Origin of the sequence: Brevundimonas sediminis (assembly GCF_048799765.1) — a bacterium.
In the GTDB taxonomy this organism is placed as follows: domain Bacteria; phylum Pseudomonadota; class Alphaproteobacteria; order Caulobacterales; family Caulobacteraceae; genus Brevundimonas.
Genome location: NZ_JBLYQK010000027.1, coordinates 1 through 24054, shown reverse-complemented (window position 1 = coordinate 24054; position 24054 = coordinate 1). Strand labels below are relative to the sequence as shown.

The following is a 24054-nucleotide window of genomic DNA, read 5'->3' as shown; positions in this document are numbered from 1 at the left end:
TGGCAAGTGAAGGATCGTTCAGCCCGCGTGCAGTTCCTGCTTCACCCGCTCCGCCAGGGTCTTGATGTCCAGCGGCTTGGGCAGGAAGGAGACGCCGGTCTCGTCCTGCAGCAGGTCGGAGAAGTCGCTCTCGGCATAGCCGGAGATGAACATGACCGGGGCGTCGCCCAGGTATTTGCGGGCCTTCTTCAGCAGGCTGGGCCCGTCGAGGCCCGGCATGATGACGTCGGAGATCATCATGTCGATCTGGCCGGCGTGCTCCTCGGCCAGCTCCAGCGCCTGTTCGCCGTCCTCGGCCTCGATCACCTCATAGCCGCGCTGACGCAGCAGGCGGGCGGCGATGCCGCGCACGGCGGCCTCGTCTTCCACGAACAGGATGCGGCCCGCGCCGGACAGGTCGCGCGGGGCCTTGACCACCTTCTCGATGACCGGGGTCTCGGCCAGCTCCGCCTCGGCGGCCTCGGGCAGGAAGATGCGGAAGGCGGCGCCCATTCTTTCGGAATTCGGGCCCTCGAGGTTGGTGACGTTGATGTGGCCGCCGGCCTGTTCGACGATGCCGTAGACAGTGGCCAGGCCCATGCCGGTGCCCTCGTTCACCGCCTTGGTGGTGAAGAAGGGCTCGAAGATCTTGTCCAGCAGTTCGGGCGGCACGCCCGTGCCGGTGTCGGACACCTCGATCAGGGCGACGGCCTCCGTGGCGGCGGCGGCCCACCCCATCTGACGGGCCTCGTCCTGCGTCAGGCGGCGGGTCTTGATGGTGACGACGGCGTCGCCCGGCTCAACCACGCCCCGCATGGCGTCGCGGGCGTTGACGGCCAGGTTCATGACCGCGGTCTCCAGCTGGCTCTTGTCGGCCAGAACCACCGGCAGGTCGCGGCCGTAGTCGGTCTCGAGCCGGACATCCTCGCGCAGCAACCGGCGCAGCAGAACAGCGAACTCGCCGACCAGTTCGCCCAGGTCGAGACGCTCGCGACGGACCGTGGACTTGCGCGAGAAGGCCAGGAGCTTGCGCACCAGATCGGCCGCGCGGATGGCGGTCTGACGGATCTCGTTCAGGCCCTCGTAGGAGGGGTCCCCCACCGGATGGCGCTCCAGCAGACCGGACAGCTGCAGCTGGATGGCGGTCAGCAGATTGTTGAAATCGTGTGCGACGCCCCCGGCCAGCTGGCCGACGGCCTGCATCTTCTGGGCCTGCGAGAGCTGGAGCTCCATCGACTTCTGGGACGAGACGTCGAACAGCCAGACCCGGCATTTGCCGTTCTCGGGCGCGACGTAGAGGTGGAGCATCCGGTCCGGGTGGGCGCGGGCGACCAGCTCGATCGGGCCGGACGAGCCGGCGTTGAGCTTGGCCTTGGCCTCGATCACGCCGGACGGCTCGAACAGATGGCCGAAGGCCGCGTCACGGGCGGCGGCGGGGCCGGTCAGCAGGGCCAGGGCGGCGTTGGCTTCCTCGACCTTGCCGGCGAAGAGGTCGTCGGCCTGGATCAGGGCGGAGCCGAAGGGCGCGCCGGCGGCCATGGCCCGGCCGCTCGGAACATTGGCGGCCGCGACAGGCCGGTCAGCGACCGGGGTGGCGACGGGCAGGACCGCCTCGGGCGCCGCGCGCAGAAGGAAGCGCCCCTCCCCGGCCCGGCCGATCAGGACCTCGAGCTCCCGGTCGCCTACCGGCACGATGGCGCGGCCATGCTCGCCGGCCCGGGCCTGGGCGAAGGCCATGTAGAGGGCGGACGCCGACTTGCCGCCCGAACGGGCGGGCGGCAGGGCGACGGTCGCCCCCCCCGCCTCAGCCCATGCGGCGTTGTAGGCCAGCACCTGTCCGGTGGACCACACGAGGGCCGCGGGCTCGACCATGGCGTCCAGCAGATCGACGTCGGCGTCGCCGGTCGGCGCGCGCTTCTCACTGCGGGCGAAGGTGAACAGGCCGATCAGGGACACGGCCCCGACCGTGAAGATCAGGATCAGGCCCGGCGTGCTCATGGGATCGGCCCGGAAGGCCGGATAGGCCATGGCCCCCACGGCCACGACAAAGCCGAGCGCCATCACGATCAGCAGCGGATCGATGGAGCGGCGGGCGGTGGTCGTCGTCATGCGTCTCGGCCCGAATCAGAACGGGTGGAATGCGGAATGATGGTCCGGATGCGCCTGTCACGCGAATCCGGGGCACAGGGAGACGGCCCGCAGCGTGGAGACCGTCGAAATACACCGTCCAGACCGTCCAGATCGTCCAGATCGTCTACCGGCCAGCCTCCACCGGATAACCGGTCGTGAGAGACTGGCATGCCGGTGCGTCAGAATTGGCCGCAGGCCCCGAACGCAAACCGGCCGCCCCGCGGAAGCGGGACGGCCGGTCTGAAACGCAACGCCTGAGGGAGGCTTACGCCGCCTTCAGCTGCGCGGCCTTTTCGGCGCGGGCGGCGTTGATGCGGGCTTCGGCGATGGCGTCGGCGATCTCGTGGGTCGGACGGCCTTCCGAGGCCGAGCGCTCGAGCACCTCGTCGAGGGTCTCCATCAGGCGCGACAGCTTGCCCTCCACCCAGGCCGGGTCATAGGCGCCGCCGGTGTTGCGGGCGTTCAGCTCGGACGCGACATTGATGATGCCGCCGCCGTTGACGACGTAGTCCGGCGCGTAGAGGACGCCGCGCTCGAACAGGATGCGGCCGATTTCCGGGGTGGCCAGCTGGTTGTTGGCGGCGCCGACGACAGCCTTGGCCGAAAGGCGGTCCAGGGTCTCGGGATTCAGCGTCGCGCCCAGGGCGCACGGGGCGTAGACGTCGGCCTTGACGTCATAGATGGCGTCCGGGGCGACGATCTCGGCGTTGGTGCGGGCGGCGACCTCGGCCAGCAGGGCCGTGTTGACGTCGGTCATGACCAGCTTTGCGCCGGCGGCGTGCAGCTTGTCCGCGAGGTAGCCGCCGACGTGGCCGATGCCCTGCAGGGCGATGGTCAGGCCGGTCAGGTCGTCCTGCTTCCACAGGCGACGGGCGACGGTCAGGGTCGAGCGGAAAACGCCCTCGGCGGTCACCGGCGACGGGTCGCCCGAGGCTTCCGGACCGTCCGACAGACCCAGCACATAGGGGGTCACCTTGCGGGCTTCGGCGATGTCGGCGACCGACACGCCGACGTCTTCCGCGGCGTAGTAGATGCCGCCCAGGGTCGAGACGGCGCGGCCGAAGGCGGCGAACAGTTCCGGGGTTTTCTGGGTGCGGCTGTCGCCGATGATGACCGACTTGCCGCCGCCCATCTCGAGGTCGGCCACGGCGTTCTTGTAGCTCATGCCCTTCGACAGGCGCAGGACGTCCTCCAGCGCTTCGGCCGAGGAGGCGTAGTTCCACATGCGGGTGCCGCCGACGGCCGGGCCGCGGGCGGTCGAGTGAACAGCGATAATGGCGCGCAGACCGGTCTTTTCATCAAAGACGGCGTGAACGCCTTCGTGGTTCGCGAACGACGGCGAATCGAAAAGGGTCATGCTCATGGACGTTACTCCCGGGTATTTTTATTGCGCGGCTGATTACGCGCCGGCGGGGTACTCCGCAAGCATGGCGGTTTCGTGATGGCGATGGGGCGGGGGATGGAGCGCGGTCGGCAGGCGACGGCGGCTGCAAGTGATTGGTGGTTAGTGACTAGTGGTTCGATGCGGCAGACGTCAGCGTCCGAAACGCGAGCACCGCAGGTGGCTTCAGCCACCCACTAACCACTAACCACTAACCACTAACCACCAATCACCTCTCCAGCGCCGGCAGCACCGGTTGCGCGCCGGAAGGCAGGGGTGCGGCGCTGTCGCGCAGCCAGGCCTCGACGTCGCGGAACATGGTCTCGGCCTGAAGGTCGCGATTCAGGATGTGCCAGCCCTCCGGGTAGTAACCGGTGCGGAATCCGGGACGCTCGCCCGCGCGACGCAGCGCCAGCCGCATGGCCGACCTGGGGATCACATTGTCGTTCGCCCCGTAGAGCAGCAGGGTCGGCTGTTCGATGGAGCCCAGCCGGGTCGAGGCGCTCTCCATCAGGCTGACCAGACCATAGACGGCGTCGAAGCGGGTGGAGATGACGCTGCCGGGGTCGCGCCCGTTGCGGTACAGCTCGACCATATTGTCGGAGGCCTTGTGCTGGCGGACGGCCCATTCGGGCGTATCGACCGCGGCCGAGCCCATGGTGCGGGCGGTGATCCAGAGCGCGGAGGCGTTGACCGGTCCGACCGCGCTCCAGCCCCAGACGCCCGGCGCCAGCAGGATGACCCGATCGGCGGCGGGCGGACGGTCCGACCCGAAGGCGGCGATCGTCACCGAGCCGCCCATGCTTTCGCCGGCCACAGCGATGACTGCGTTCGGATGACGGGCGCGGGCCAGGGCGACGGCAGTGCGCAGGTCGTCGGTCATCCGCGCCTCGCCCGCCCAGACGCCGCGGCCGGGGGCGGCGCCGAAGCCGCGCTGGTCGATCGCCCAGGTCTCGATGCCCCGCTCGGCCCACCAGGGGCCGGCCAGATGGAAGCCGGCGCGGCTGTCGTTCATCCCGTGCAGCGCGATGATGACGGCCCAGGGCTCGCCCTGTTCCGGCGTCCAGCGGGCCAGCGGCAGTCGGGCGCCGTCATCCATCACCAGGCTTTGCCCCTCGACCGCCGGGCCGGTGAAGCCGGGCGGCGGCGTCATCGGCGGCTGAACCGCGGGGGTCGCGCAGGCGGTCAGCGTCAGGACGAGCAGCAGGGCGAGGGTCTTGCGGATCATGTGGAGAGAATGCCCCGAACGCGTTCGCGCAGATAGGGGACCACTTCGGCCTCGAACCACGGGTTGCGGCGCAGCCAGGCGGTGTTGCGCCACGAGGGGTGGGGCATCGGCAGGATCGAGGGGGCGTAGTCCTGCCACGCGCGGACCGTGTCGGTCATGGTCGCCTGCGCCCGGTCGCCGAGCGCCCAGGTCTGGGCGTAGCCGCCGACCAGCAGGGTCAGTTCGACGTCCGGCAGCGCGGCCAGCAGCTGCGGCCGCCAGAGTTCGGCGCATTTGCGAGGCGGCGGGTAGTCTCCCCCCTTCGGCGCCGTGCCCGGATAGCAGAAGGCCTGCGCCGCCACGCCGAGGCGGCGGTCGGCGTAGAAGGTCTGCTCGTCCACGCCCAGCCAGTCGCGCAGCCGGTCGCCGGACGGGTCGGTGAACGGCAGACCGCTCTCATGCACCCGCCGCCCCGGCGCCTGGCCGCAGATCAGCAGCCGCGTCTCCGGAAAGACGCGGACGACCGGGCGCGGCGTATGGGGCAGCTGGCCGAGACAGGCCCGGCAGGCGCGGATGTCGGAGAGGAGGGCTTCAAGTTCTCCCTCCCCTTCCGGGCAGGGTGGCTCGCGAAGCGAGACGGGTGGGGAACCGCGCATGGACTTACATACCCCGACCCTGTCGTCGCTACGCGCCGACATCCCTGCCCATGAAGAGGCGGGAGAGCGGCAACCTCAGTCCTCGTCTTCGTCCGTCTTCGGCGGAAGGGCGGCCAGGGCGGCGCCGGTCTCTTCCGGAGTCGGCAAACGCAGGCGGGTCACGCCCTTGAAGCTGTTCGGATCGACCGGCTTGCCCTTCTTGGTGATGGTCAGCCTGCCCTGGCGCATCAGGTGCAGGGCGGCGGACTTCACCTTGGGCAGCATGCGTTGCCACTGCTCGGGCTGCAGCTCCTTGGCCACATCCGCGGGCTCGATGCTCTTTCCGCCGACGTTTTTGGGGTCGGCCTTCGCCAATTTTTCGAAGATGGCGGTTTCGATGGGGTCGCTCATCGGGCCTATATGCTGCATTGCGAGAGCGAGAAGAAGGCACGGATCACAATGGTCGCGAAAATCACCGTCACCGAAGGCGAATTCACCGGGTGGCAGACCTATGACCTGCACGGCACCTTCGATCAGGTGGTCGGCCCCTTCTACTTCAAGCCCGATCCCGACGGGCGGATGCGCTGCGCCTTTCGGGCCGAACAGAAGCATATGAACGCCGGCCACCGGATGCACGGCGGCTGCCTGATGACCTTCGCCGACATCTCGCTGTTCCAGACGGCCTATCAGGAGATGGAGGGCGCCTCGGGCGTGACCGTGTCCCTGGACTCGACCTTCATCGACGGCGCCTATGTCGGCGAGCTGGTCGAGGCGACCGGCGAGGTCGTGCGCGCGGGCAAGAGCCTGATCTTCGTGCGCGGCCAGATCACCACGGGCGAGCGGGTGCTGATGACCTTCTCCGGCGTGATCCGGAAGTTCGAGAAGCGCGCGGGCTGACGGCGAAGGCCGCCGCCTGCACCGGGCATCAGCCGTCGATGATGCCCTGGAGAATCCCGGCCATCCGGACCTCCATCCGCTTGCACTCCTCGGGGTTCAGCCCGAAGCCGCCGGTGATCTCGCGGCTGACCGCCATGCCCATGATGGCGGCGGCGGCCAGACGGGCGCGGACCATGGCGTCCTCGCCGCCCACCCATTCGGCGAACGGGTTGAAGAACCGCTCGGAGCCGGTGCGCTGGACGATCTCCATCGCCTTGGCCGAACCGACCGAGCGCAGCATGATGAGCAGGCCCTTGAGCTTGCCCTCCTTGGAGGGCTTGAAGATGACCTCGTGGGCGACGCGGCGGCCGAACTCCGAACGGGGCCCCTCCATCAGGTCGCTGCCGTTGGAACAGCTGTCCAGCACCGAGGCGAAGAGATCCTCCTTGGACCCGAAATAGCGGGACACCAGGGCCGCATCGACGCCGACGTCGCCGGCGATATCGCGCATGCCTACGTCGTCGTAGCTCTCCTTCGAAAAGCGCTCCTGGGCCGCACCCAGGATGGCCGCGCGAGTCGCTTCTGCATTTCTTGGCCGCGGCGCAGCATGACAAAACAAAGGGTTAGCTCTCCAGAAAAGCCCCAGGCGGAATATGGCTTTGTCATCACCCGTTGACAAGTGCGCAGAGCATCACCATTAAGTCACCGGGCGTTGACTAGCGGACTTCCTCCCCGAAACCCGTGGTCGACAAGGACAGGGATTTGCTCCCAATCGGAGATTTGCGTTCATGCGCACGGTGAAGATCGTGACCGCGTCGGCCCTCGCGGCCGTCGCGCTCTATGGCTGTTCTCAATCCAGCGAGGCGCAGACGCCTCCGGCCCCGCAGGTGACCGTCGCGGTCCCGCTGCAGCGCGCCGTCCAGGATTGGGATGAATTTACGGGCCGCTTTGAAGCGACCCAGTCGGTCGAGGTGCGTGCGCGCGTCGGCGGCTATATCCAGGGCGTGCACTTCCGCGACGGCGACTACGTCCGCCGCGGCCAGCTGCTGTTCACCCTCGACCCCCGCCCGGCCCAGGCGGCCCTGGCCTCGGCCCGCGCCTCGCTGGCCCAGGCCCAGGCGCAGCTGAACCTGGCGCGCACCGAGCTGACCCGGTCGGAGACCCTGCTGTCCTCGCAGGCCGTGTCGCAGGCCGAGGTCGACACCCGTCGCGGCGCCGTGCAGCAGGCCGAGGCCGCCGTGGCCGCCGCCAACGCCGCGGTTCGCGCCCGTCAGCTGGACCTGGAGTTCACCCGCGTCATCGCCCCCATCTCCGGCCGCGTCTCGGATCGTCGCGTCGATCCGGGCAACCTCGTCGCCGGCGGCTCGTCGCAGGCCGACGTCCTGACCACCGTGGTCTCCAGCGCCCCGATCCACTTCGTCTTCGACGGATCGGAAGCCGTGCTGCTGAAGTACCAGCGTCAGGCCCGCAGCGGCGCGGCCCCGATCCAGGTGCGCCTGCAGGATGAAAGCGGCTACTCGCGCAGCGGTACGCTGGACTTCACCGACAACGCCGTCGACACCGCCTCGGGCGTCATCCGCCTGCGCGCCCTGATCCCGAACGCCGACGGCTTCCTGAAGCCGGGCATGTTCGGCCAGGCCCGTCTGGCCGGCGCCGGTTCGTACCAGGCCATGCTGGTGCCGGACGCCGCCGTCGCCACCGACCAGGCCCGCCGCGTCGTCTACGTCGTCGCCGCCGATGGCTCGGTGACCCCGCGCGCGGTCCAGCTCGGACCGTTGGTCGACGGCCTGCGGGTCGTCCGCGGCGGCCTTCAGGCCAACGATCGCGTCATCATCAGCGGCCTGCAGCGCGTGCAACAGCCCGGCGTCAAGGTCCAGGCCCGCAACGGCCGCATCGAACCGGTGGCCCAGCAGGCGACCACGCCCGTGACAACCCCCGCCCCGGCCTCCACGGCGACCTTCGCCGCCAGCGTCTCGGGCGACTGATCCGACAATGAACATCTCACGCTTCTTCATCGACAGGCCGATCTTCGCGGCCGTGATCTCGGTGTTCATCACCCTGATCGGGGTGTTCGCGTACCCGCTGCTGCCGCTGTCGCAGTATCCGGAGATCGCGCCGCCCACCATCACCATCAACACCGCCTATCCGGGCGCCTCGGCCGAGACCGTGGCGGAGACCGTCTCCGCCCCGATCGAGCAGGAGGTGAACGGCGTCGAGGGCATGTTGTACCTGTCGTCCTCGTCCACCTCCGACGGGACGGTGGCGATCACCGTGACCTTCAACCCCGGCACCGATCTGGATGCCGCCCAGGTTCTGGTCCAAAACCGGGTAGCCCTGGCCGAGCCCAAACTGCCTGCACAGGTGCGCCAGATCGGCGTCACCGTGAACAAGCAGGAGTCGGGCTTCCTGATGATCCTGGGGCTGACCTCGCCCGACGGATCGCTGGATAACGACTATGTCGGCAACTACGCCAACTCGACCCTGCGGGATCGCCTGCTGCGGATCGACGGGGTCGGCAACGTGTCGATCTTCGGCGGCGGCAACTACTCGATGCGGGTCTGGATCGACCCGGCCAAGGCCGCCGCGCGCGACCTGACCGGCCCGGACATCGTCGCCGCGCTGCAGGCCCAGAACGTCCAGGCCGCCGCCGGTTCGATCGGCCAGCCGCCCTTCCCCACCAACGCCGCGGCCTTCCAGCTGCCGGTGCAGGTGCAGGGCCGCCTGAGCGATCCGAACGAGTTCGCCAACATCGTCATCAAGACCGACGCCGAAGGCCGCGTGACCCGCGTCCGTGACGTCGCGCGCGTCGAGCTCGGCGCCCAGGACTACGGCATCAAGGGCTTCTTCGACGGCCAGCAGGGCGTCGGCATCGCCATCGTGCAGCAACCGGGCGCCAACGCCCTGGGCACCGCTGACCGCGTCCTGGCCGAGGTCGAGGCCTTCAAGGCCGAACTGCCGCAAGGCATGGACATCTCGATCGCCTACAACCCGACGGAGTTCGTCGCGGCCTCGGTCGAGTCCGTGCAGCACACCCTGTTCGAGGCGGTCATCCTGGTCGTGCTCGTCGTGCTGGTCTTCCTGCAGACGTGGCGCGCGGCGATCATCCCGATCGTGGCCATCCCCGTGGCCCTGGTGGCGACCTTCGCCGTCCAGATGCTGCTCGGCTATTCGATCAACTCGCTGAGCCTGTTCGCCCTCGTCCTCGCGGTCGGCATCGTCGTCGACGACGCCATCGTCGTGGTCGAGAACGTGGAGCGCTACATCCGCGAGGGCCTGACGCCGAAGGAAGCCGCCTACCGCTCCATGCAGGAGGTGTCGGGCGCGCTGATCTCGATCGGTCTGGTGCTGGTCTCGGTGTTCGTGCCGACCATGTTCGTGCCGGGCATTCCGGGCATCTTCTACCGCGAGTTCGCCATCGTCATCACCACGGCCTCGGTCGTGTCGCTGCTGGTGTCGCTGACGCTGTCGCCGGCCATGGCCGCGCTGCTGCTGAAGCCGCACAAGGAACACGACCACGAGCGCAAGCCGGGCCTGCTGGGCACGGCCGCCTATTACGGCGGTTACGCCGGGCGGAAGTTCAACGAAGGCTTCGACTGGCTGTCGGACAAGTACGGTCGCCTGACGGCCCGCCTCGTGCGCACCGTCGGCATCGTGCTGGTGATCTACGTCGGTCTGCTGGGCCTGACCGCCTGGCGTCTGGTCGACACCCCGTCGGGCTTCATCCCGGAGCAGGACCAGGGTTTCCTGATCGGCGTCGTGCAACTGCCGCCGGGCTCGTCCCTGGAACGCACCGAAGCCGTGATGAAGCGCGCCTCGGACATCATCAAGTCGACCGAGGGCGTCGAGGGCATGGTCGCCTTCGCCGGTCTGGACGGCACCAGCTTCTCGTTCGGCTCCAATGCGGCGACCATCTTCGTGCGCCTGGACGCCTTCGAGGACCGCAAGACGGCCGAACAGAGCGCGGCCGCCCTGGCCGGGGCCATCACCGGCGCCACCATGGGCATCGAGGACGCGCAGATCTTCGTCATCGCCCCGCCCGCGGTTCAGGGTCTGGGCAACGGCAACGGCTTCCAGATGATGGTGCAGGACACCTCCGGCGCGGGCTATCGCGCGCTGGAAGGCTCGACCTTCGCCATGATGGGCGCCGCCGCCCAGGCGCCGGATCAGGTGCAGCAGGTCTTCTCGACCTACAACACCGGTTCGCCGCGCATCGCCGCCGACGTCGATCGTGACAAGGCGCTGATGATGGGCGTGCAGCCGTCGGCCGTGTTCGACACGCTCGGCGTCTATCTGGGCTCGTCCTACGTCAACGACTTCAACTTCCTGGGCCGCACCTTCCGGGTGACGGCGCAGGCGGAGCCGACGTCGCGTGACGACATGGCCGACATCGCGAACCTGAAGACCCGGTCCGCCACCGGCGCCATGGTGCCGATCGGCTCGGTGGCCAACCTGCGGGAGGACTCCGGTCCGTCGCGGATCGTTCGCTACAACCTGTTCCCGGCGGCCGAGCTGCAGGGTCAGGCGGCGGCGGGCGTGTCGTCCGGCCAGGCGATCTCCGAAATGGAGAAACTGGCCGAAGCCACCCTGCCCCCGGGCTTCTCGTACGAGTGGACCGGTCTGGCCCTGCAGGAGAAGCAGGCCTCGGGCGGCGCGACCATGATCTTCCTGATGGCCGTGGTCTTCGTCTTCCTGGTGCTGGCCGCGCAGTATGAGGCCTTCACCCTGCCGATGGCGGTCGTGCTCATCGTTCCGATGTGTCTTCTGGCCGCGATCCTGGGGGTCAACCTGCGGGGTCTGGACAACAACATCCTGGTCCAGATCGGACTGGTGGTGCTGATCGCCCTGGCCGCCAAGAACGCCATCCTGATCGTGGAGTTCGCCAAGCAGGCCGAGGACGAGGGGCTCAGCCGCTGGGACGCCGCCGTGCGCGCCGCCCAGACCCGTCTGCGCCCGATCCTGATGACCTCGTTCGCCTTCATCTTCGGCGTCGTGCCGCTGATGCTGGCCACGGGTCCGGGCGCGGAGATGCGTCAGTCGCTGGGCACCGCCGTCTTCAGCGGCATGCTGGGCGTGACCTTCTTCGGTCTGATCTTCACGCCGGTCTTCTACGTCGTCATGCGCTGGGTGGCCTCGAAGCTGCCGGGCGCCCCGAAGACGACGAGGGAAGACCCCACCCCCCTTCCCCCGCACGACGCGGACACCGCGACCGTCCGCTCGGGAGACGCCTGATGACTATCCGACCCTCTCTCCGGTTCCTGACCGCAACCGCCGGAGCCAGTTTCCTGCTGGCCTCGTGCGCGGTCGGGCCGAAGGCGCCTGACGCTACCCTTCCCCCCTCAGCGTCGGGCGCCTTCATCGGGACCGCCTCATCGGCGGTCTCGACCTCTTCGGCTCGTGACGACTGGTGGCGGCTGTACAACGACCCGGCCCTTGACGGCCTGGTCGGTGAAGCCCTCGCCAACAACAACGAGCTTGAGGCCGCCGCCGCCAACCTGCGTCGCGTCCGCGCGGCCCTGGGCGAGGCGCGCGTCGGTCGGTTCCCGTCGACCACCACCAGCGCCGCCTACAACCGCAGCCGCGTCTCGGCCGCGACCCTGCCGGCGGGCACCCTGCCGCCGGGGACCGATGCGCCCGAGACCGACGCCTACGACGCCGGTCTGGACGTCTCGTACGAGGTCGACCTGTTCGGCCGCGTCGAATCGACCATCCGCGCCGCCCGCGCGGACGCCGCCGCCGCCGAGGCCGCCCTGGACATCGTCCGGGTCACGGTCGCGGCGGAAACGGCCCGGGCCTATGCCGACGCCTGCTCGGCCAACGCCCAGATCGCGGTGGCGGAGCGGACCATCGGCCTGCAGACCGACACGGTCGGCCTGACCCAGCGCCTGCTGGACGCCGGTTCGGGCAACGGGCTGGACGTCGCCAGCGCCCGCGCGGCGCTGGAGTCGACCCGCGCGACCCTGCCGCCCCTGCGGGCCCAGCGCGACGGCGCCCTGTTCCGTCTGGCCACCCTGACCGGGCGCACCCCGGCGGAAGCCAGCGCGGCGGCCCGCGCCTGCCAGACCCCGCCGCAACTGTCGCAGCCCATCCCGGTCGGCGACGGCGCGGCCCTGCTGGCCCGTCGTCCCGACATCCGTCAGGCCGAACGCAACCTGTCCGCCGCGGCGGCGCGGGTGAATGTGGCCACCGCCGACCTGTTCCCGCGCATCACCCTGGGCGGATCGGCCGGGGTGACCGCCGGTGACACCGACGCCCTGGGCGACAGCGAGAATTTCCGCTTCTCGTTCGGCCCGCTGATCAGCTGGTCCTTCCCGAACGTGTTCGCCGCCCGCGCGCGGATCGAACAGGCGGGGGCCTCGTCGGACGCCGCCCTGGCGACGTTCGACCAGACGGTGCTGACGGCCCTGCAGGAGACGGAAACGGCCCTGGCCAACTACGCCAACGAGCTGGACCGCCGGTCGGCCCTGCAGTCGGCGCGGGACCAGGCCGCCAACGCCGCCCGCCTGTCGCGCCTGCGCTTCGACGCCGGCGCCGACAGCTTCCTGACGGTGCTGGACGCGGAGCGGACCCTGGCCGCCGCCGACGCCCAGCTGGCCGCCTCGAACGCCCAGGTCACCACCTACCAGATCGCCCTGTTCAAGGCGCTGGCGGGCGGCTGGGAAGCCGAAAGCTGAGACTTCCGGTTCAAGGCTGAGATGATGGAGGGGAGGCTGGATACAGCCTCCCCTTTTTTATGCCTGCCTCCCTCTCCCGATGGGAGAGGGATCTACGCCCGCTTCGCCTTCACCGCCGCCGCCTCCTCGCGGGGCAACACGTGGCGGAAGTGGGTGACCGCCACCGGCCAGGTCTCCAGCAGCCTGCGCGCCAGAGGGGAGCCGGTCTCCACAGCGTGACGGGTCACCAGCTCGTGCAGGCGCTGGCCCGCCTCGCCCATCACCGCGCCGGCGATGACCGAGGCGCTGTTGAAGCGATCCGCCGCCGTGCCTTCGGGGTCGTGGATGAAGGCCTCGCCGCCGCTCATGCCGGCGCCGAAATTCCAGCCCGTCGTCCCCAGCACCACCACGGCGCCGCCGGTCATGTATTCGCAGCCGTGCGCGCCGCAGCCCTCGATGACCGCCGTGGCGCCCGAGTTGCGAACGGCGAAACGCTCGCCCGCCGCGCCCGCCGCGAACAGCTTGCCGCTGGTCGCGCCATACAGGCAGGTGTTGCCGATGACCGCCGCGCCCGCCTGCCATGACGGGGGACGGACGATGATCTCGGCGCCCGACAGGCCCTTGCCGACATAATCATTGGCCTCGCCGTCCAGCTCGATCTTGAGACCCTTCATCCCCCAGGCCGCCAGCGACTGCCCGGCGGCGCCGCGCAGGTTCAGGGTCAGGTGGCCGTCCGGCAGGTCCGAGCCGTACTGGCGCACGATGTGCGACGACAGGCGCGTGCCGATGGTCCGCTGGGTGTTGGCGACCGAATAGGTCAGCTGCATCTTCTCGCGGCGGGCCAGGAAGGGCTCGGCGTCCTGGACGATGCGAGCGTCCAGCGCGTCGGGCACCGCATTGCGCGGCGCGTCGGCGGGCTGGCGCGCGTCCCCCTCGCCCACCCGCACCAGCAGGGGGTTCAGGTCGAGATCGTCCAGATGCTCGCTGCCGCGGGAGACCTGCTTGAGCAGATCGGTGCGGCCGACGGCTTCGTCCAGCGACCGCAGGCCGAGCGAGGCCAGAACCTCGCGCGTCTCCTCGGCGATGAAGCTGAACAGGTTGACCACCTTCTCCGGCGTGCCGGTGAACATGGCGCGCAGCCGCTCGTCCTGGACGCAGACCCCGACGGGGCAGGTGTTGGAGTGGCACTGGCGGACCATCAGGCAGCCGACGGCGATCAGGCTGGCGGTGCCGATGCCGTATTCCTCGGCGCCCAGCATGGCGGCGACGACCACGTCACGACCGGTCTTGATCCCGCCGTCCGTGCGCAGGCGGACGTGGCCACGCAGGCCGTTCAGGCTGAGCACCTGATGGGCCTCGGATAGGCCCAGCTCCCACGGCATGCCCGCGTGCTTGATCGAACCCATGGCCGAGGCGCCGGTGCCGCCGTTGTGGCCGGCGACCAGGATAATGTCGGCCTTGGCCTTGGCGACCCCCGCGGCCACCGCCCCGATGCCCGACGAGGCCACCAGCTTCACCGTCACCCGCGCGACCGGGTTGATCTGCTTCAGGTCGTAGATGAGCTGGGCCAGATCCTCGATCGAATAGATGTCGTGGTGCGGCGGCGGCGAGATCAGGCCCACGCCCGGCGTCGAATGACGCATGCGGGCGATGAACTCGGTGACCTTGAAGCCGGGCAGCTGACCGCCCTCGCCGGGCTTGGCGCCCTGGGCCACCTTGATCTCGATCTCGCGGCACTGGTTCAGATACTCGGCCGTGACGCCGAAGCGGCCCGAGGCGATCTGCTTGACCGCGCTGTTCGGATTGTCGCCGTTCGGACGCGGGTGATAGCGCTCCGGGTCCTCACCGCCCTCGCCCGAGACCGAGCGGGCGCCGATGCGGTTCATGGCGATGTTCAGCGTCTCGTGCGCCTCGGGCGACAGGGCGCCCAGGGACATGCCGGGAGTGACGAAGCGCTTGCGGATCTCGTTGACGCTCTCGACCTCCTCGACCGGGATCGGCAGGGCCTCGCGGAAGTCCAGCAGGTCGCGCAGGGCCGTGGCGGGCAGCTCGCGCGCCCGGCGGCTGTAGGCCTTGAATCGTTTGTAGTCGCCGCGCGTGGTGGCGTCCTGCAGGCGGTGGATCATCTCGGCGTCCCAGGCGTGGGTCTCCTCGCCCGCCCGGATGCGGTGGGCCCCGCCGATGCGCAGGCGCGCCCGGTCGGCGGCGAAACCGCGCGCCGCCTTGGCCACCGACTGCTCCTCGATGCCCGCCAGACCGACGCCCGAGATGCGCGAGGTCATGCCCGGGAAGAACTCGGCCACCAGAGCGCGCGACAGGCCGAGCGCCTCGAACTCGCAGGCGCCGCGATAGGCCGAAATGACCGAGATGCCCTTCTTGGCGAGGATCTTCATCAGCCCCGCCTCGACCGCCGTCCGATGGTTCAGGCAGGCGTCGCGCAGGGACAGGCCGGGATAGCGCCCGGCCGCGAGACGCTCGAGGAAGGTCTCCTGCGCCAGCCAGGCGTTGACCGCCGTGGCCCCGCAACCGACCAGAACGGCGAAGGCGTGGGCGTCGATCGCCTCGGCCGAACGCACCACCAGTGAGCAGTAGGTCCGCAGGCCCGCCTCGATCAGGCGGCCGTGCACCGCCGCCGTGGCCAGGATCATCGGGATCAGCGGACGATCCTCGCCCGCCCGTTCGTCGGTCAGGACAATCAGGCCCGCCCCGTCCCGCGCCGCCGCGACGGCCTCGGCGCGGATGCGGTCCAGGGCGGCGCGCAGGGCCTCGCCCTCCCGTCCGCCCTCGGCCGGCGCCGGGAAGGTGCAGTCGATCACCGTTGTCGAGCCCGCGCCGACGACGCCGAGCATGCGCTCGTACATGCCGTTGGTCAGGACCGGGCTGTCCAGCATGAAGACCCGGGTCTGGGTCTCGTCCTGGGCCAGGATGTTGCCCAGGTTCTTGAATCGGGTGCGCAGGCTCATCGCCCCGGCTTCGCGCAGGGAGTCGATCGGCGGGTTGGTGACCTGGGCGAAGGCCTGTCGGAAATAGTGGGCGAAGGGTCGCGACTGTTCGGACAGGACGGCGGGCGGGGTGTCGTCCCCCATGGAGCCCACGGCCTCCTTGCCCTCCGCGGCCATGGGATCGAGCAGGGACTCGATGTCCTCCTGCGTCCAGCCGACGGCGGCCTGGAAGCGGGTCAGGGCCTCGCCCTCCAGCTTGCGGGGCTCATCGCCCGGACCGACCAGCGGCTCCAGCGCGACCATGTTCGACAGCCACTCCCGGTAGGGATGCTTGGCCGCCAGCCGGTCGATGGTTTCCGCCTCGTCGTAGAGGCGGCCCGCCTCCAGATCGATGGAGATCATCCGGCCGCCGTTGATGTGCAGGCGGCGCGCGATGCGGTCGTCCGAGACGCCGGTCATGCCGGCCTCAGAGCCGCAGATCAGCAGGCCGTCCACGGTCTCGGCCGCCCGCAGTGGGCGCAGGCCGTTGCGGTCCTTGCCCGCCACGACCCAGCGGCCGTCGGTGGCGCAGACCGCCGCCGGACCGTCCCACGGCTCCATGACGGCATTGCAGTAGGCGTAGAGGGCGCGGTGATCGTCCGAGATCATGCCCTCGATCGGCGCCTCCGGAATCAGCAGGGCCTTGACCATGGGCGCCGGGCGACCGGCGCGGACCAGAACCTCGAACACATTGTCCAGGGCGGCGGAGTCCGAGCCGCCGGGCTGGATCACCGGCTTGACCGTCTGGTCGTCGGCGCCGAAGGCCTCGGCGGTCATGCGGATCTCGTGGCTGCGCATCCAGTTGGCGTTGCCGCGCAGGGTGTTGATCTCACCGTTGTGGGCCAGCATGCGGAAGGGCTGGGCCAGACGCCATTCGGGGAAGGTGTTGGTCGAATAGCGCTGGTGGAACAGGGCGACGTTCGCCTCCACCCGCGGGTCGGCCAGGTCCGGGTAGAAGTCCGCCAGCGCCTCGGCCAGCATCATCCCCTTGTAGATCACCGACCGCGCCGACAGGGAGCAGACGTAGAAATGCTGCAGCCCCGCCGCCGTGGCGCGGGTCTCGATGCGACGCCGCAGCAGGTACAGGGCCCGCTCCAGGTCCTCGCCGTCCAGCCCCTCGGGCGGGGCCAGCATGATCTGCTCGATCTCGGGACGGGTTGCGGCGGCGCGCTGGCCCAGCACCTCGGCGCGGTGCGGCACCTGACGCCAGCCGTACAGCCAGAAGCCGGCGGACAGGGCCTCACGCTCGACGATGGTGCGGGCCTGTTCCTGGGCGCCGAGGTCGACGCGGGGCAGGAAGATCATGCCGACAGCGATGGGCCCGGGGCGCGGCTCGTGGCCGGCGTCGCGGACCTGGGCCTCGAAGAAGGCGCGCGGCAGGCCGATCAGGATGCCGGCGCCGTCGCCCGACTTGCCGTCGGCGTCCACCGCCCCCCGGTGCCAGATGGCCGACAGCGCCTTCAGCGCCAGGTCCACCACCTCGCGGCGCGGCTGGCCGTCGATGGCGGCCACCAGACCGACGCCGCAGGCGTCCCGCTCGGACGCCGGGTCATAGGCATGGGCGTCGATCAGCTTCTGCCGGTCGGCCTCGAAGGTGTTCAGGTCAAAGGTCACGCCGCGGCCCTCCGTTGCGAGGACAGCCACGCATCAATTTCACTGGCCGCATCCTGTCCGTCGCGGACCGCCCAGACCACCAGCGAGGCGCCGCGCACGATGTCGCCGGCGGCGAAGACACCCTCCAGCGTGGTGGCCTTGGTCGCGCCGGCGGTGCGGATGGTCCGCCAGTCCGTCAGGGCCAGGTCCGGCGTGTCGAACAGCGCCGGCATGTCTTCCGGCTCGAAGCCCAGGGCCTCGATGACCAGATCGGCGGGGACGTCGAACTCCCCGCCCGCGACCGGCTCGACCGACCAGCGGCCGTCGGCCGACTGGGCCGCCAGCGCCATGCGCTGGGCGCGCACGCCGGTGACGCCCGAGGCGCCGCCCAGCACGGCGCGGGGCGCGGCCAGCCATTCGAAGACCACGCCCTCCTCCTCCGCATTGGCGGTCTCGCGCGCGCTGCCGGGCATGTTGTCCCGGTCGCGGCGGTAGAGGCAGGTGACCGAGGTCGCGCCCTGGCGGATGGCGGTGCGCAGGCAGTCCATGGCGGTGTCGCCGCCGCCGATGACGACGACCTTCCGGCCCGAGGCGTTCAGCGCTCCGCCGTCGAAGGCCGGGACCGCGTCGCCGAAGCCCTTGCGATTGGAGGCGATCAGATAGTCGAGGGCGGCGACCACGCCGTCCGAGCCGCAGCCCGGCGCGGTCAGGCGACGGGCCTGGTAGACGCCGGTGGCGACCAGCACCGCATCATGGGCGGCGCGCACCTCGGCGAAGGGCAGGGCGCCGCCGACATCGACGCCCAGCCTGAACTCGACCCCGCCGTCGATCAGGCGGTCGACGCGGCGGCCGACCACATGCTTCTCCAGCTTGAAGCCGGGGATGCCGTAGGTCAGCAGGCCGCCCGCGCGATCGTGGCGGTCGTAGACCGTGACGGCGTAGCCGGCGCTGCGCAGGCGGTCGGCGGCGGCCAGGCCCGCGGGACCCGCGCCGACGATGCCGACGGACTGCCCCTTCTCGGCGCGGGGCCGAATGGGATCGACCCAGCCGTTCTCGAACGCCTGATCACCCAGCCAACGCTCGACGGAGCCGATGGTGACCGTCTCCCAGCCGGACTGCTCCAGCGTGCAGGCCCCTTCGCAGAGGCGGTCCTGCGGACAGATACGGCCGCAGATTTCCGGCATGGTCGAGGTGGCCTCCGACTGACGCCAGGCCTCCTCGGCCCGCCCTTCAGCGGCCAGCCGCAGCCAGTCGGGAATATTGTTCTGGAGCGGGCAGGCCGACTGGCAGAACGGCACGCCGCACTGGGCGCAGCGACTGGACTGGCCACGGCCCGCATCCGGTCCGAAATCCGCATAGATTTCGGCATGGTTCTGCACGCGCTCCGCCGCCGCGACCTTGGACGGCCCGGTGCGGGGGATAACAACGAAAGTCTGGTTCACGGACGCCAAGGCTAGCCCTCTTCGCAACTGCGAACTTTGTACGGACGGGAAGGCCTTCAGGCAATTTTTATGCTGTCCTTGCGCAAACAGCAGGACAACCAGAAAAGACTGACCGGCAAGACCCGCCTGAATGGCAAGGCCTTGCCGGTCATGGCCGGGCGGAAGGGACGCCCAGATCCGTTCAGAAGAGGAATTTCAGCGTGGCGACGGCGCGGTCGTCGTAGAGCGGCCCGTCCACATCGGTGCCGTGATAGCGGCCGTCGATCACGATGTTGTCGGTGATGGCGTAGGCCGCGCCCAGGTTCCAGGCCGTGTAGTCGTCGGTGACGTCGAGGTACTGATAGCCGACGGCGCCGCTGAGGGTCAGCTTGGCGATGGGCGAGTAGCCGATGTTCGCCTCGACATAGGTGGCGCTCTCATCCGCGCCGAAGAAGTCCGGCGAGTAGTAGAGGGCGCCGCCGAGGGTCACCGGGCCGATCGCCCGGGAGACCGCGGCCTTGGCTTCGAAGAAGCTGTAGTCCGAGCCCGACGGGTCGTTCACATAGAGGTAGCCGACCACGCCGAAGTCGAAGGCGAAACCGCCCGCCTCGGTGCGGTAGCCGCCGTAGACATCGACCTCGGCGTCGGTGTCGTCGCCGAAGTCGACGTTCGAGGCCCAGGCTCCGACGTAGAATCCGGACTCGAAGCCGACGTCGACGCCGAGCTGGAGCGCCGGCTCCTCGTCGGTCTGGCTGACGCCGCGGAAAACGTAGTCCGAGGTCACGGCGGCGTTGAAGCTGACGTCCTGGGCGCTGGCGGTCGAGGCCGCGGCGGTGGCGATGAGAGCGGCGGCGAAGGCCGCGGCGCAGTAGGCGATTTTCATTGTTCTTGTCCCCAACTTGTTTGGTCGATGTTCGGCACGCAAACGCTTACTGGGCCCGGAGCGGGAGGAGAGAGCCCCCGCTCCGGAAGCAGGCTCAGACGGATTCCAGAGCCTCGCCGTGCAGGTGGGTGTCGAGGCCCTCTTCCTCAGCCTCGGCGCTGACACGCAGACCGGTGGTGAACTTGCAGATGATCAGGATCACCAGGGTGCCCACCGCGCTGTAGGCGATGGTCCAGCCCAGACCGATCAGCTGGGTCATGACATTGGCCCCTTCCGACAGGCTGTTGATCGCGGTGGAGGCGAACACGCCGGTCAGCAGGGCGCCGGCCAGACCGCCCGCGCCGTGGATGCCGAAGGCGTCCAGCGAGTCGTCGTAGCGGAGCAGCTTCTTGATCCACACCGACGAGGCGTAGCAGACCGGTCCGGCGATCAGGCCGATCAGCACCGCGCCCTTCGGGTCGACGAAGCCGGCGGCCGGCGTGATGGCGACCAGGCCGGCGACGATGCCGGACAGCACGCCGATCAGCGACGCCTTCTTCTTCTCGATGACCTCGACGATCTTCCAGGTGATGGAGGCGGCGGCGGCGGCCAGGATGGTGTTGATCAGGGCCACGCCGGCGAGCGAGTTCGCCGCGCCCGCCGAACCGGCGTTGAAGCCGATCCAGCCGACCAGCAGCAGCGAGGCGCCGATCATGGTCAGCACCGGGTTGTGGGCCGTGATCGGCTCCTTGCCGTAGCCCTTGCGGGCGCCGAGGAAGATCGCGCAGACCAGACCGGCCACGCCGGAGTTGACGTGCACGACCGCGCCGCCGGCGAAGTCCAGCACCCCGGCTCCGCCGAGGAAGCCCCCGCCCCAGACCCAGTGGGCGATCGGCGCATAGACCAGCAGCGACCAGAGCGCCGTGAACAGCAGCAGGCCGGTGTATTTCAGACGTTCGGCGAAGGCGCCGGTCACCAGGGCCGGGGTGATGATCGCGAAGGTCATCTGGAACGACAGGAAGACGAACTCCGGAATGCCCGGCAACAGGCTGTGCGCCGTCTCCATGCCGACTCCGTTCAGAAGCACGGCGTCGAAGCTGCCGATGAACTGGTTCACCGTCTCGGCCGGCAGGCCGCCGAGGTCGCCCGCCGTCCCGAAGGCGATCGAGTAGCCGGCGATAAACCAGACCAGGGTCGCGACGGCGAAGACGCCGACCGACTGGGTGATGGTGGCGATCACGTTCTTGCGGCGGACCATGCCGCCATAGAAGAGCGCCAGACCCGGAAGGGTCATCAGCAGGACCAGGGCCGTGGATGTGGCCAGCCAGGCCGTGCCTGCGCTGTCCAGTTCCAGCGGAACCTGATGTCCCAGAAGCGCGGGCGCCGCATCGGCCCCCGTCGCGATTGCCGTGGTCAGAAGGCCAAGGCCGAGCGCCAGGCCACTGCGAAGTCGTGTCATCTCAATCCCCCAAAGGACGCCGTTACGCATTAGCGAACTCTTTACCGCACCTGCGAAATGCGCAAGTGGCCGGATCAAGATTCAGGAATTTTTGTTGCCGCTGAAACGCACCTGAATCTTTCATGTGCAATAACATTCCTCGATTTCCGGATTCAAAGACGCAATCACGCCGAACAATGGTCAAGCTTTGCAATTCGCAATCGCAGCATTTTTGAAGGCTTGACGGACGCGATCGGCTTCGCCACCGTAAGGACACTCATCAAGACCGGCTGAGGGATAGGCCCTTTGACGCCGGGGCAACCTTCCAGAGATCCACCCGATCCCTGGAGATGGTGCCAACTCCTGCGGGGCGTCTTCGGAAGCCGCGAGAGATGAGTGAAGCGAGCGGACCTTCACGGGTCCGGACGACTTCACGGGTCTTTCTTCGCAGATGTTGGTTCGCCCCATCGGTTTCGCTGAGCGGAGCCGGAGCGGACAGTGGCGTCCACCACCGAATGGATCATCGACGAGGCCCCCGGCCGGGATGTCAGCGCCGCGATTCCGGCCGACTTCCGGCTGGCCTCGGGTGAGCGTCTGGCCGCGGACGCGGTGACCGGTCGCCTGCACGGCCCGGTCACGGGGCCGCTGGTGGTGATCGCGGGCGGCATCTCGAGCGGCCGCTTCGCCGCCCGCTGGTGGTCGTGGGCCGTCCGTCACGGCGGCCCGGTCGATCTGGACCGCGCCCGCGTGCTGGCCTTCGACCTGCTGCCCGGCAAGACCGATCCGGGCGTCACCATCACCACCGCGGACCAGGCCCGACTGCTGGGCCTGCTGCTGGATGCGCTGGGCGAAGCCCGCGTCGACGCCTTCGTCGGCGCCTCGTACGGCGGCTGTATCGGCCTGGCCTTCGCGGCGACCTTCCCCGAACGGATCGGCGAACTGGTGGTCATCTCGGCCGCCCACCGCGCCCATCCCGCCGCCACCGCCTGGCGCGGGGTGCAGCGCCGGCTGCTGGCCTTCGCCCGCGACTGCGGTCGCGAGGCGGAGGGCGTCGCGCTGGCCCGGGAGCTGGCCATGACCACCTATCGCACCGCCGACGAATTCGACTGGCGCTTCGCCACCACGGCCCCGGCGGAAGCGGGCGCCCCCTACCCGGTCTGCGACTACCTGATCGCCCGCGGCGCGGACTACGCGGAGGCCACCAGCGCCGATCGCTGGATCTCCCTGTCCGACTCGCTGGACCGGCACGCCGTCGCGCCGGAAGCGATCGCCTGCCCGCTGACCCTGTTGGGCTTCACCACCGACCGTCTGGTCCCGATCGAGGACCTGCGTGACCTCGCCGCCCGCGCGCCCGCGCTGCGTCGCTTTGACGAGGCCGGTTCGATCTTCGGTCACGACGCCTTCCTGAAGGAGCGCGAGGTCGTCGGCCGCTCGCTCCACGACGCCCTTTCTCCCCTGTACGCCCGCCAGCCTGACGAGATCGCCGCATGACCTGTTCCAGCGAAGCCCATCCCTGTACCACCGCCGCCCGTCACGGCGTGAACAACGATCCGGCGCACGGGGCGGTGATGCCGCCGCTGTACCTGTCCTCGAACTACAGCTTCGACGGCCTCGAGGGTAAGCGGAAGTACGACTACACGCGTTCGGGCAATCCGACCCGCGACGTTCTGGGCGAGACGCTGGCGAAGCTGGAAGGCGGCGCCGGGGCGGTGATCACGGCGACCGGCATGGCCGCGGTCGACCTGGCCCTGTCGTCCCTGGAGCCCGGCGACCTGTTGCTGGCTCCGCACGACCTGTACGGCGGCACCCACCGCCTGCTGAGCGCCCGCGCGCGTCGCAATCATTTCGATGTGCAGTTCGTGGACCAGAACGACCGGGAGGCGCTGGACGCCGCCTTCGCCCTGAAGCCGAAACTGATCCTGATCGAGACGCCGTCGAACCCGCTGATGCGCGTGGTGGACGTGGCCGACATCTGCGCCCGCGCCCACGCCGTCGGCTGCAAGGCGGCCGTGGACAACACCTTCCTGTCGCCGGCCCTGCAGAACCCGATCGCCCTGGGCGCCGACCTGGTGATCCATTCGACCACGAAATACATCAACGGCCATTCGGACGTGGTCGGCGGCGCCGTCGTGGCCCGGGACCAGGCCGATCTGGAACAGCTGACCTGGTGGGCCAACTGCCTGGGCGTCACGGGCTCGCCCTTCGACGCCTATCTGACCCTGCGCGGGGTTCGCACCCTCTTCGCCCGTGTCGAGCGTCAGCAGGCCACGGCCGGCCGGATCGCCGAATGGCTCGACGCCCACCCGGCGGTGAAGCGCGTCAACTATCCCGGCCTGAAGAGCCACCCCGGCCACGACATCGCCGCCCGCCAGCAGAAGGGCTTCGGCGCCATGCTCAGCTTCGAGCTGGCCGACCTCGACGCCGTGCGCACCCTGGTGGATCAGCTGGAGGTCTTCACCCTGGCGGAGTCGTTGGGCGGGGTTGAGAGCCTGATCGCCCACCCGACCCTGATGACCCACGCGGCCATGACGCCCGAGGCCCGGATCACCGCCGGGATCACCGACGGCCTGCTGCGCCTGTCCATCGGGCTGGAGCATCCGGAGGACCTGCTGGCCGACCTGTCGGCGGCGCTGGACGCGGTGCTCGCCGCAACCTCGCTGGACGCCGAGGCCGCCTGACATGACCGCCGCCTCCCTGCCCCTGCCCCGCCCGGCCACCGGCGCGGACCAGACCGCCCGCGCCGCGGAAGAACCCGTGGCCCTGCTGCAACTGGACGTCACCGACGCGGGCGAGGCCGCCAGCGCGGTCTACCGCGAGTTCCGGCGCGGTCGTCGCGTGGTCGCGGTGGCGTCGGGCGGCCGCCGTTGACGCCGCCGCCCGACTGTACATTGACCGTATAGG

At 69.6% G+C, this 24054-nt stretch carries 18 protein-coding genes and 1 riboswitch; of the genes, 8 read left to right on the top strand and 10 right to left on the bottom strand.

Going from position 1 to position 24054, the window contains the following annotated elements:
- Nucleotides 1–18 precede the first annotated feature (18 nt).
- The 5 genes from cckA to ACLQ7T_RS13055 form a co-directional block, all read right to left on the bottom strand.
- Nucleotides 19–2088, bottom strand: a complete 2070-nt coding sequence (cckA, locus tag ACLQ7T_RS13075; RefSeq protein WP_420479818.1) for a cell cycle histidine kinase CckA — start codon at nt 2086–2088, stop codon at nt 19–21.
- 286 nt (nt 2089–2374) lie between these two features.
- The gene (locus ACLQ7T_RS13070; protein WP_420479823.1) at nt 2375–3466 is read right to left on the bottom strand and encodes a Glu/Leu/Phe/Val family dehydrogenase; all 1092 of its coding nucleotides are present in this window, start codon (nt 3464–3466) and stop codon (nt 2375–2377) included.
- Between the two features lie 253 nt (nt 3467–3719).
- A complete protein-coding gene (locus ACLQ7T_RS13065) occupies nt 3720–4718 on the bottom strand; it encodes an alpha/beta fold hydrolase (RefSeq protein ID WP_420479817.1) in 999 nt (332 codons plus the stop codon).
- A complete protein-coding gene (locus ACLQ7T_RS13060; RefSeq protein WP_420479816.1) occupies nt 4715–5353 on the bottom strand; it encodes a uracil-DNA glycosylase family protein in 639 nt (212 codons plus the stop codon). The genes ACLQ7T_RS13065 and ACLQ7T_RS13060 overlap by 4 nt, the downstream gene beginning before the upstream one ends.
- 75 nt (nt 5354–5428) lie before the next feature.
- Nucleotides 5429–5743 (bottom strand): DUF3253 domain-containing protein, encoded by a 315-nt coding sequence (locus tag ACLQ7T_RS13055; RefSeq protein ID WP_420479815.1) that lies wholly within the window; start codon nt 5741–5743, stop codon nt 5429–5431.
- 48 nt (nt 5744–5791) lie between these two features.
- Here ACLQ7T_RS13055 and ACLQ7T_RS13050 point away from each other — a divergent pair, with 48 nt between their 5' ends.
- On the top strand, nt 5792–6229 hold the full coding sequence (locus ACLQ7T_RS13050; RefSeq protein ID WP_420471624.1) for a PaaI family thioesterase: 438 nt from the start codon (nt 5792–5794) through the stop codon (nt 6227–6229).
- Between the two features lie 28 nt (nt 6230–6257).
- Here the strand turns inward: ACLQ7T_RS13050 and ACLQ7T_RS13045 are convergent, their stop codons facing one another.
- Nucleotides 6258–6827, bottom strand: a complete 570-nt coding sequence (locus ACLQ7T_RS13045) for a TetR/AcrR family transcriptional regulator (protein WP_420471625.1) — start codon at nt 6825–6827, stop codon at nt 6258–6260.
- Between the two features lie 169 nt (nt 6828–6996).
- Between ACLQ7T_RS13045 and ACLQ7T_RS13040 the strand changes: the two genes are divergently transcribed.
- The 3 genes from ACLQ7T_RS13040 to ACLQ7T_RS13030 are packed head-to-tail and all read left to right on the top strand — an operon-like array spanning nt 6997 to nt 12879.
- Entirely contained in the window at nt 6997–8193 is a 1197-nt protein-coding gene (locus ACLQ7T_RS13040) for an efflux RND transporter periplasmic adaptor subunit (protein ID WP_420479814.1), read from the top strand.
- 7 nt (nt 8194–8200) lie between these two features.
- Nucleotides 8201–11437: an efflux RND transporter permease subunit gene (locus ACLQ7T_RS13035; RefSeq protein ID WP_420479813.1), complete on the top strand. Its 3237-nt coding sequence runs from the start codon at nt 8201–8203 to the stop codon at nt 11435–11437.
- Nucleotides 11437–12879, top strand: a complete 1443-nt coding sequence (locus ACLQ7T_RS13030) for an efflux transporter outer membrane subunit (protein ID WP_420479812.1) — start codon at nt 11437–11439, stop codon at nt 12877–12879. Before ACLQ7T_RS13035 ends, ACLQ7T_RS13030 begins: the two co-directional genes overlap by 1 nt.
- Before the next feature lie 92 nt (nt 12880–12971).
- Here the strand turns inward: ACLQ7T_RS13030 and gltB are convergent, their stop codons facing one another.
- The 4 genes from gltB to ACLQ7T_RS13010 all read right to left on the bottom strand — a co-directional run bounded on the left by gltB (nt 12972) and on the right by ACLQ7T_RS13010 (nt 21174).
- Nucleotides 12972–17453, bottom strand: coding sequence for a glutamate synthase large subunit (gltB, locus tag ACLQ7T_RS13025; protein WP_420479811.1), 4482 nt, complete (start codon nt 17451–17453; stop codon nt 12972–12974).
- Nucleotides 17450–18883, bottom strand: coding sequence for an NAD(P)-dependent oxidoreductase (locus ACLQ7T_RS13020; protein ID WP_420479810.1), 1434 nt, complete (start codon nt 18881–18883; stop codon nt 17450–17452). Before ACLQ7T_RS13020 ends, gltB begins: the two co-directional genes overlap by 4 nt.
- Before the next feature lie 172 nt (nt 18884–19055).
- Nucleotides 19056–19736 (bottom strand): TorF family putative porin, encoded by a 681-nt coding sequence (locus ACLQ7T_RS13015; protein WP_420479809.1) that lies wholly within the window; start codon nt 19734–19736, stop codon nt 19056–19058.
- A gap of 94 nt (nt 19737–19830) precedes the next feature.
- Nucleotides 19831–21174, bottom strand: coding sequence for an ammonium transporter (locus tag ACLQ7T_RS13010; RefSeq protein ID WP_420479808.1), 1344 nt, complete (start codon nt 21172–21174; stop codon nt 19831–19833).
- 57 nt (nt 21175–21231) lie between these two features.
- Between ACLQ7T_RS13010 and ACLQ7T_RS13005 the strand changes: the two genes are divergently transcribed.
- The 4 genes from ACLQ7T_RS13005 (at nt 21232) to ACLQ7T_RS12990 (ending at nt 24021) form a co-directional block, all read left to right on the top strand.
- Entirely contained in the window at nt 21232–21447 is a 216-nt protein-coding gene (locus ACLQ7T_RS13005) for a hypothetical protein (RefSeq protein ID WP_420479807.1), read from the top strand.
- Nucleotides 21428–21552, top strand: a riboswitch (SAM riboswitch). It overlaps the preceding gene by 20 nt.
- Before the next feature lie 99 nt (nt 21553–21651).
- Nucleotides 21652–22644 (top strand): homoserine O-succinyltransferase MetX, encoded by a 993-nt coding sequence (gene metX / locus ACLQ7T_RS13000; RefSeq protein ID WP_420479806.1) that lies wholly within the window; start codon nt 21652–21654, stop codon nt 22642–22644.
- Nucleotides 22641–23831: a cystathionine gamma-synthase gene (gene metB / locus ACLQ7T_RS12995; RefSeq protein ID WP_420479805.1), complete on the top strand. Its 1191-nt coding sequence runs from the start codon at nt 22641–22643 to the stop codon at nt 23829–23831. The genes metX and metB overlap by 4 nt, the downstream gene beginning before the upstream one ends.
- A 1-nt stretch (nt 23832) precedes the next feature.
- Nucleotides 23833–24021: a hypothetical protein gene (locus tag ACLQ7T_RS12990; RefSeq protein ID WP_420479804.1), complete on the top strand. Its 189-nt coding sequence runs from the start codon at nt 23833–23835 to the stop codon at nt 24019–24021.
- The last annotated feature ends 33 nt before the right edge of the window (nt 24022–24054 follow it).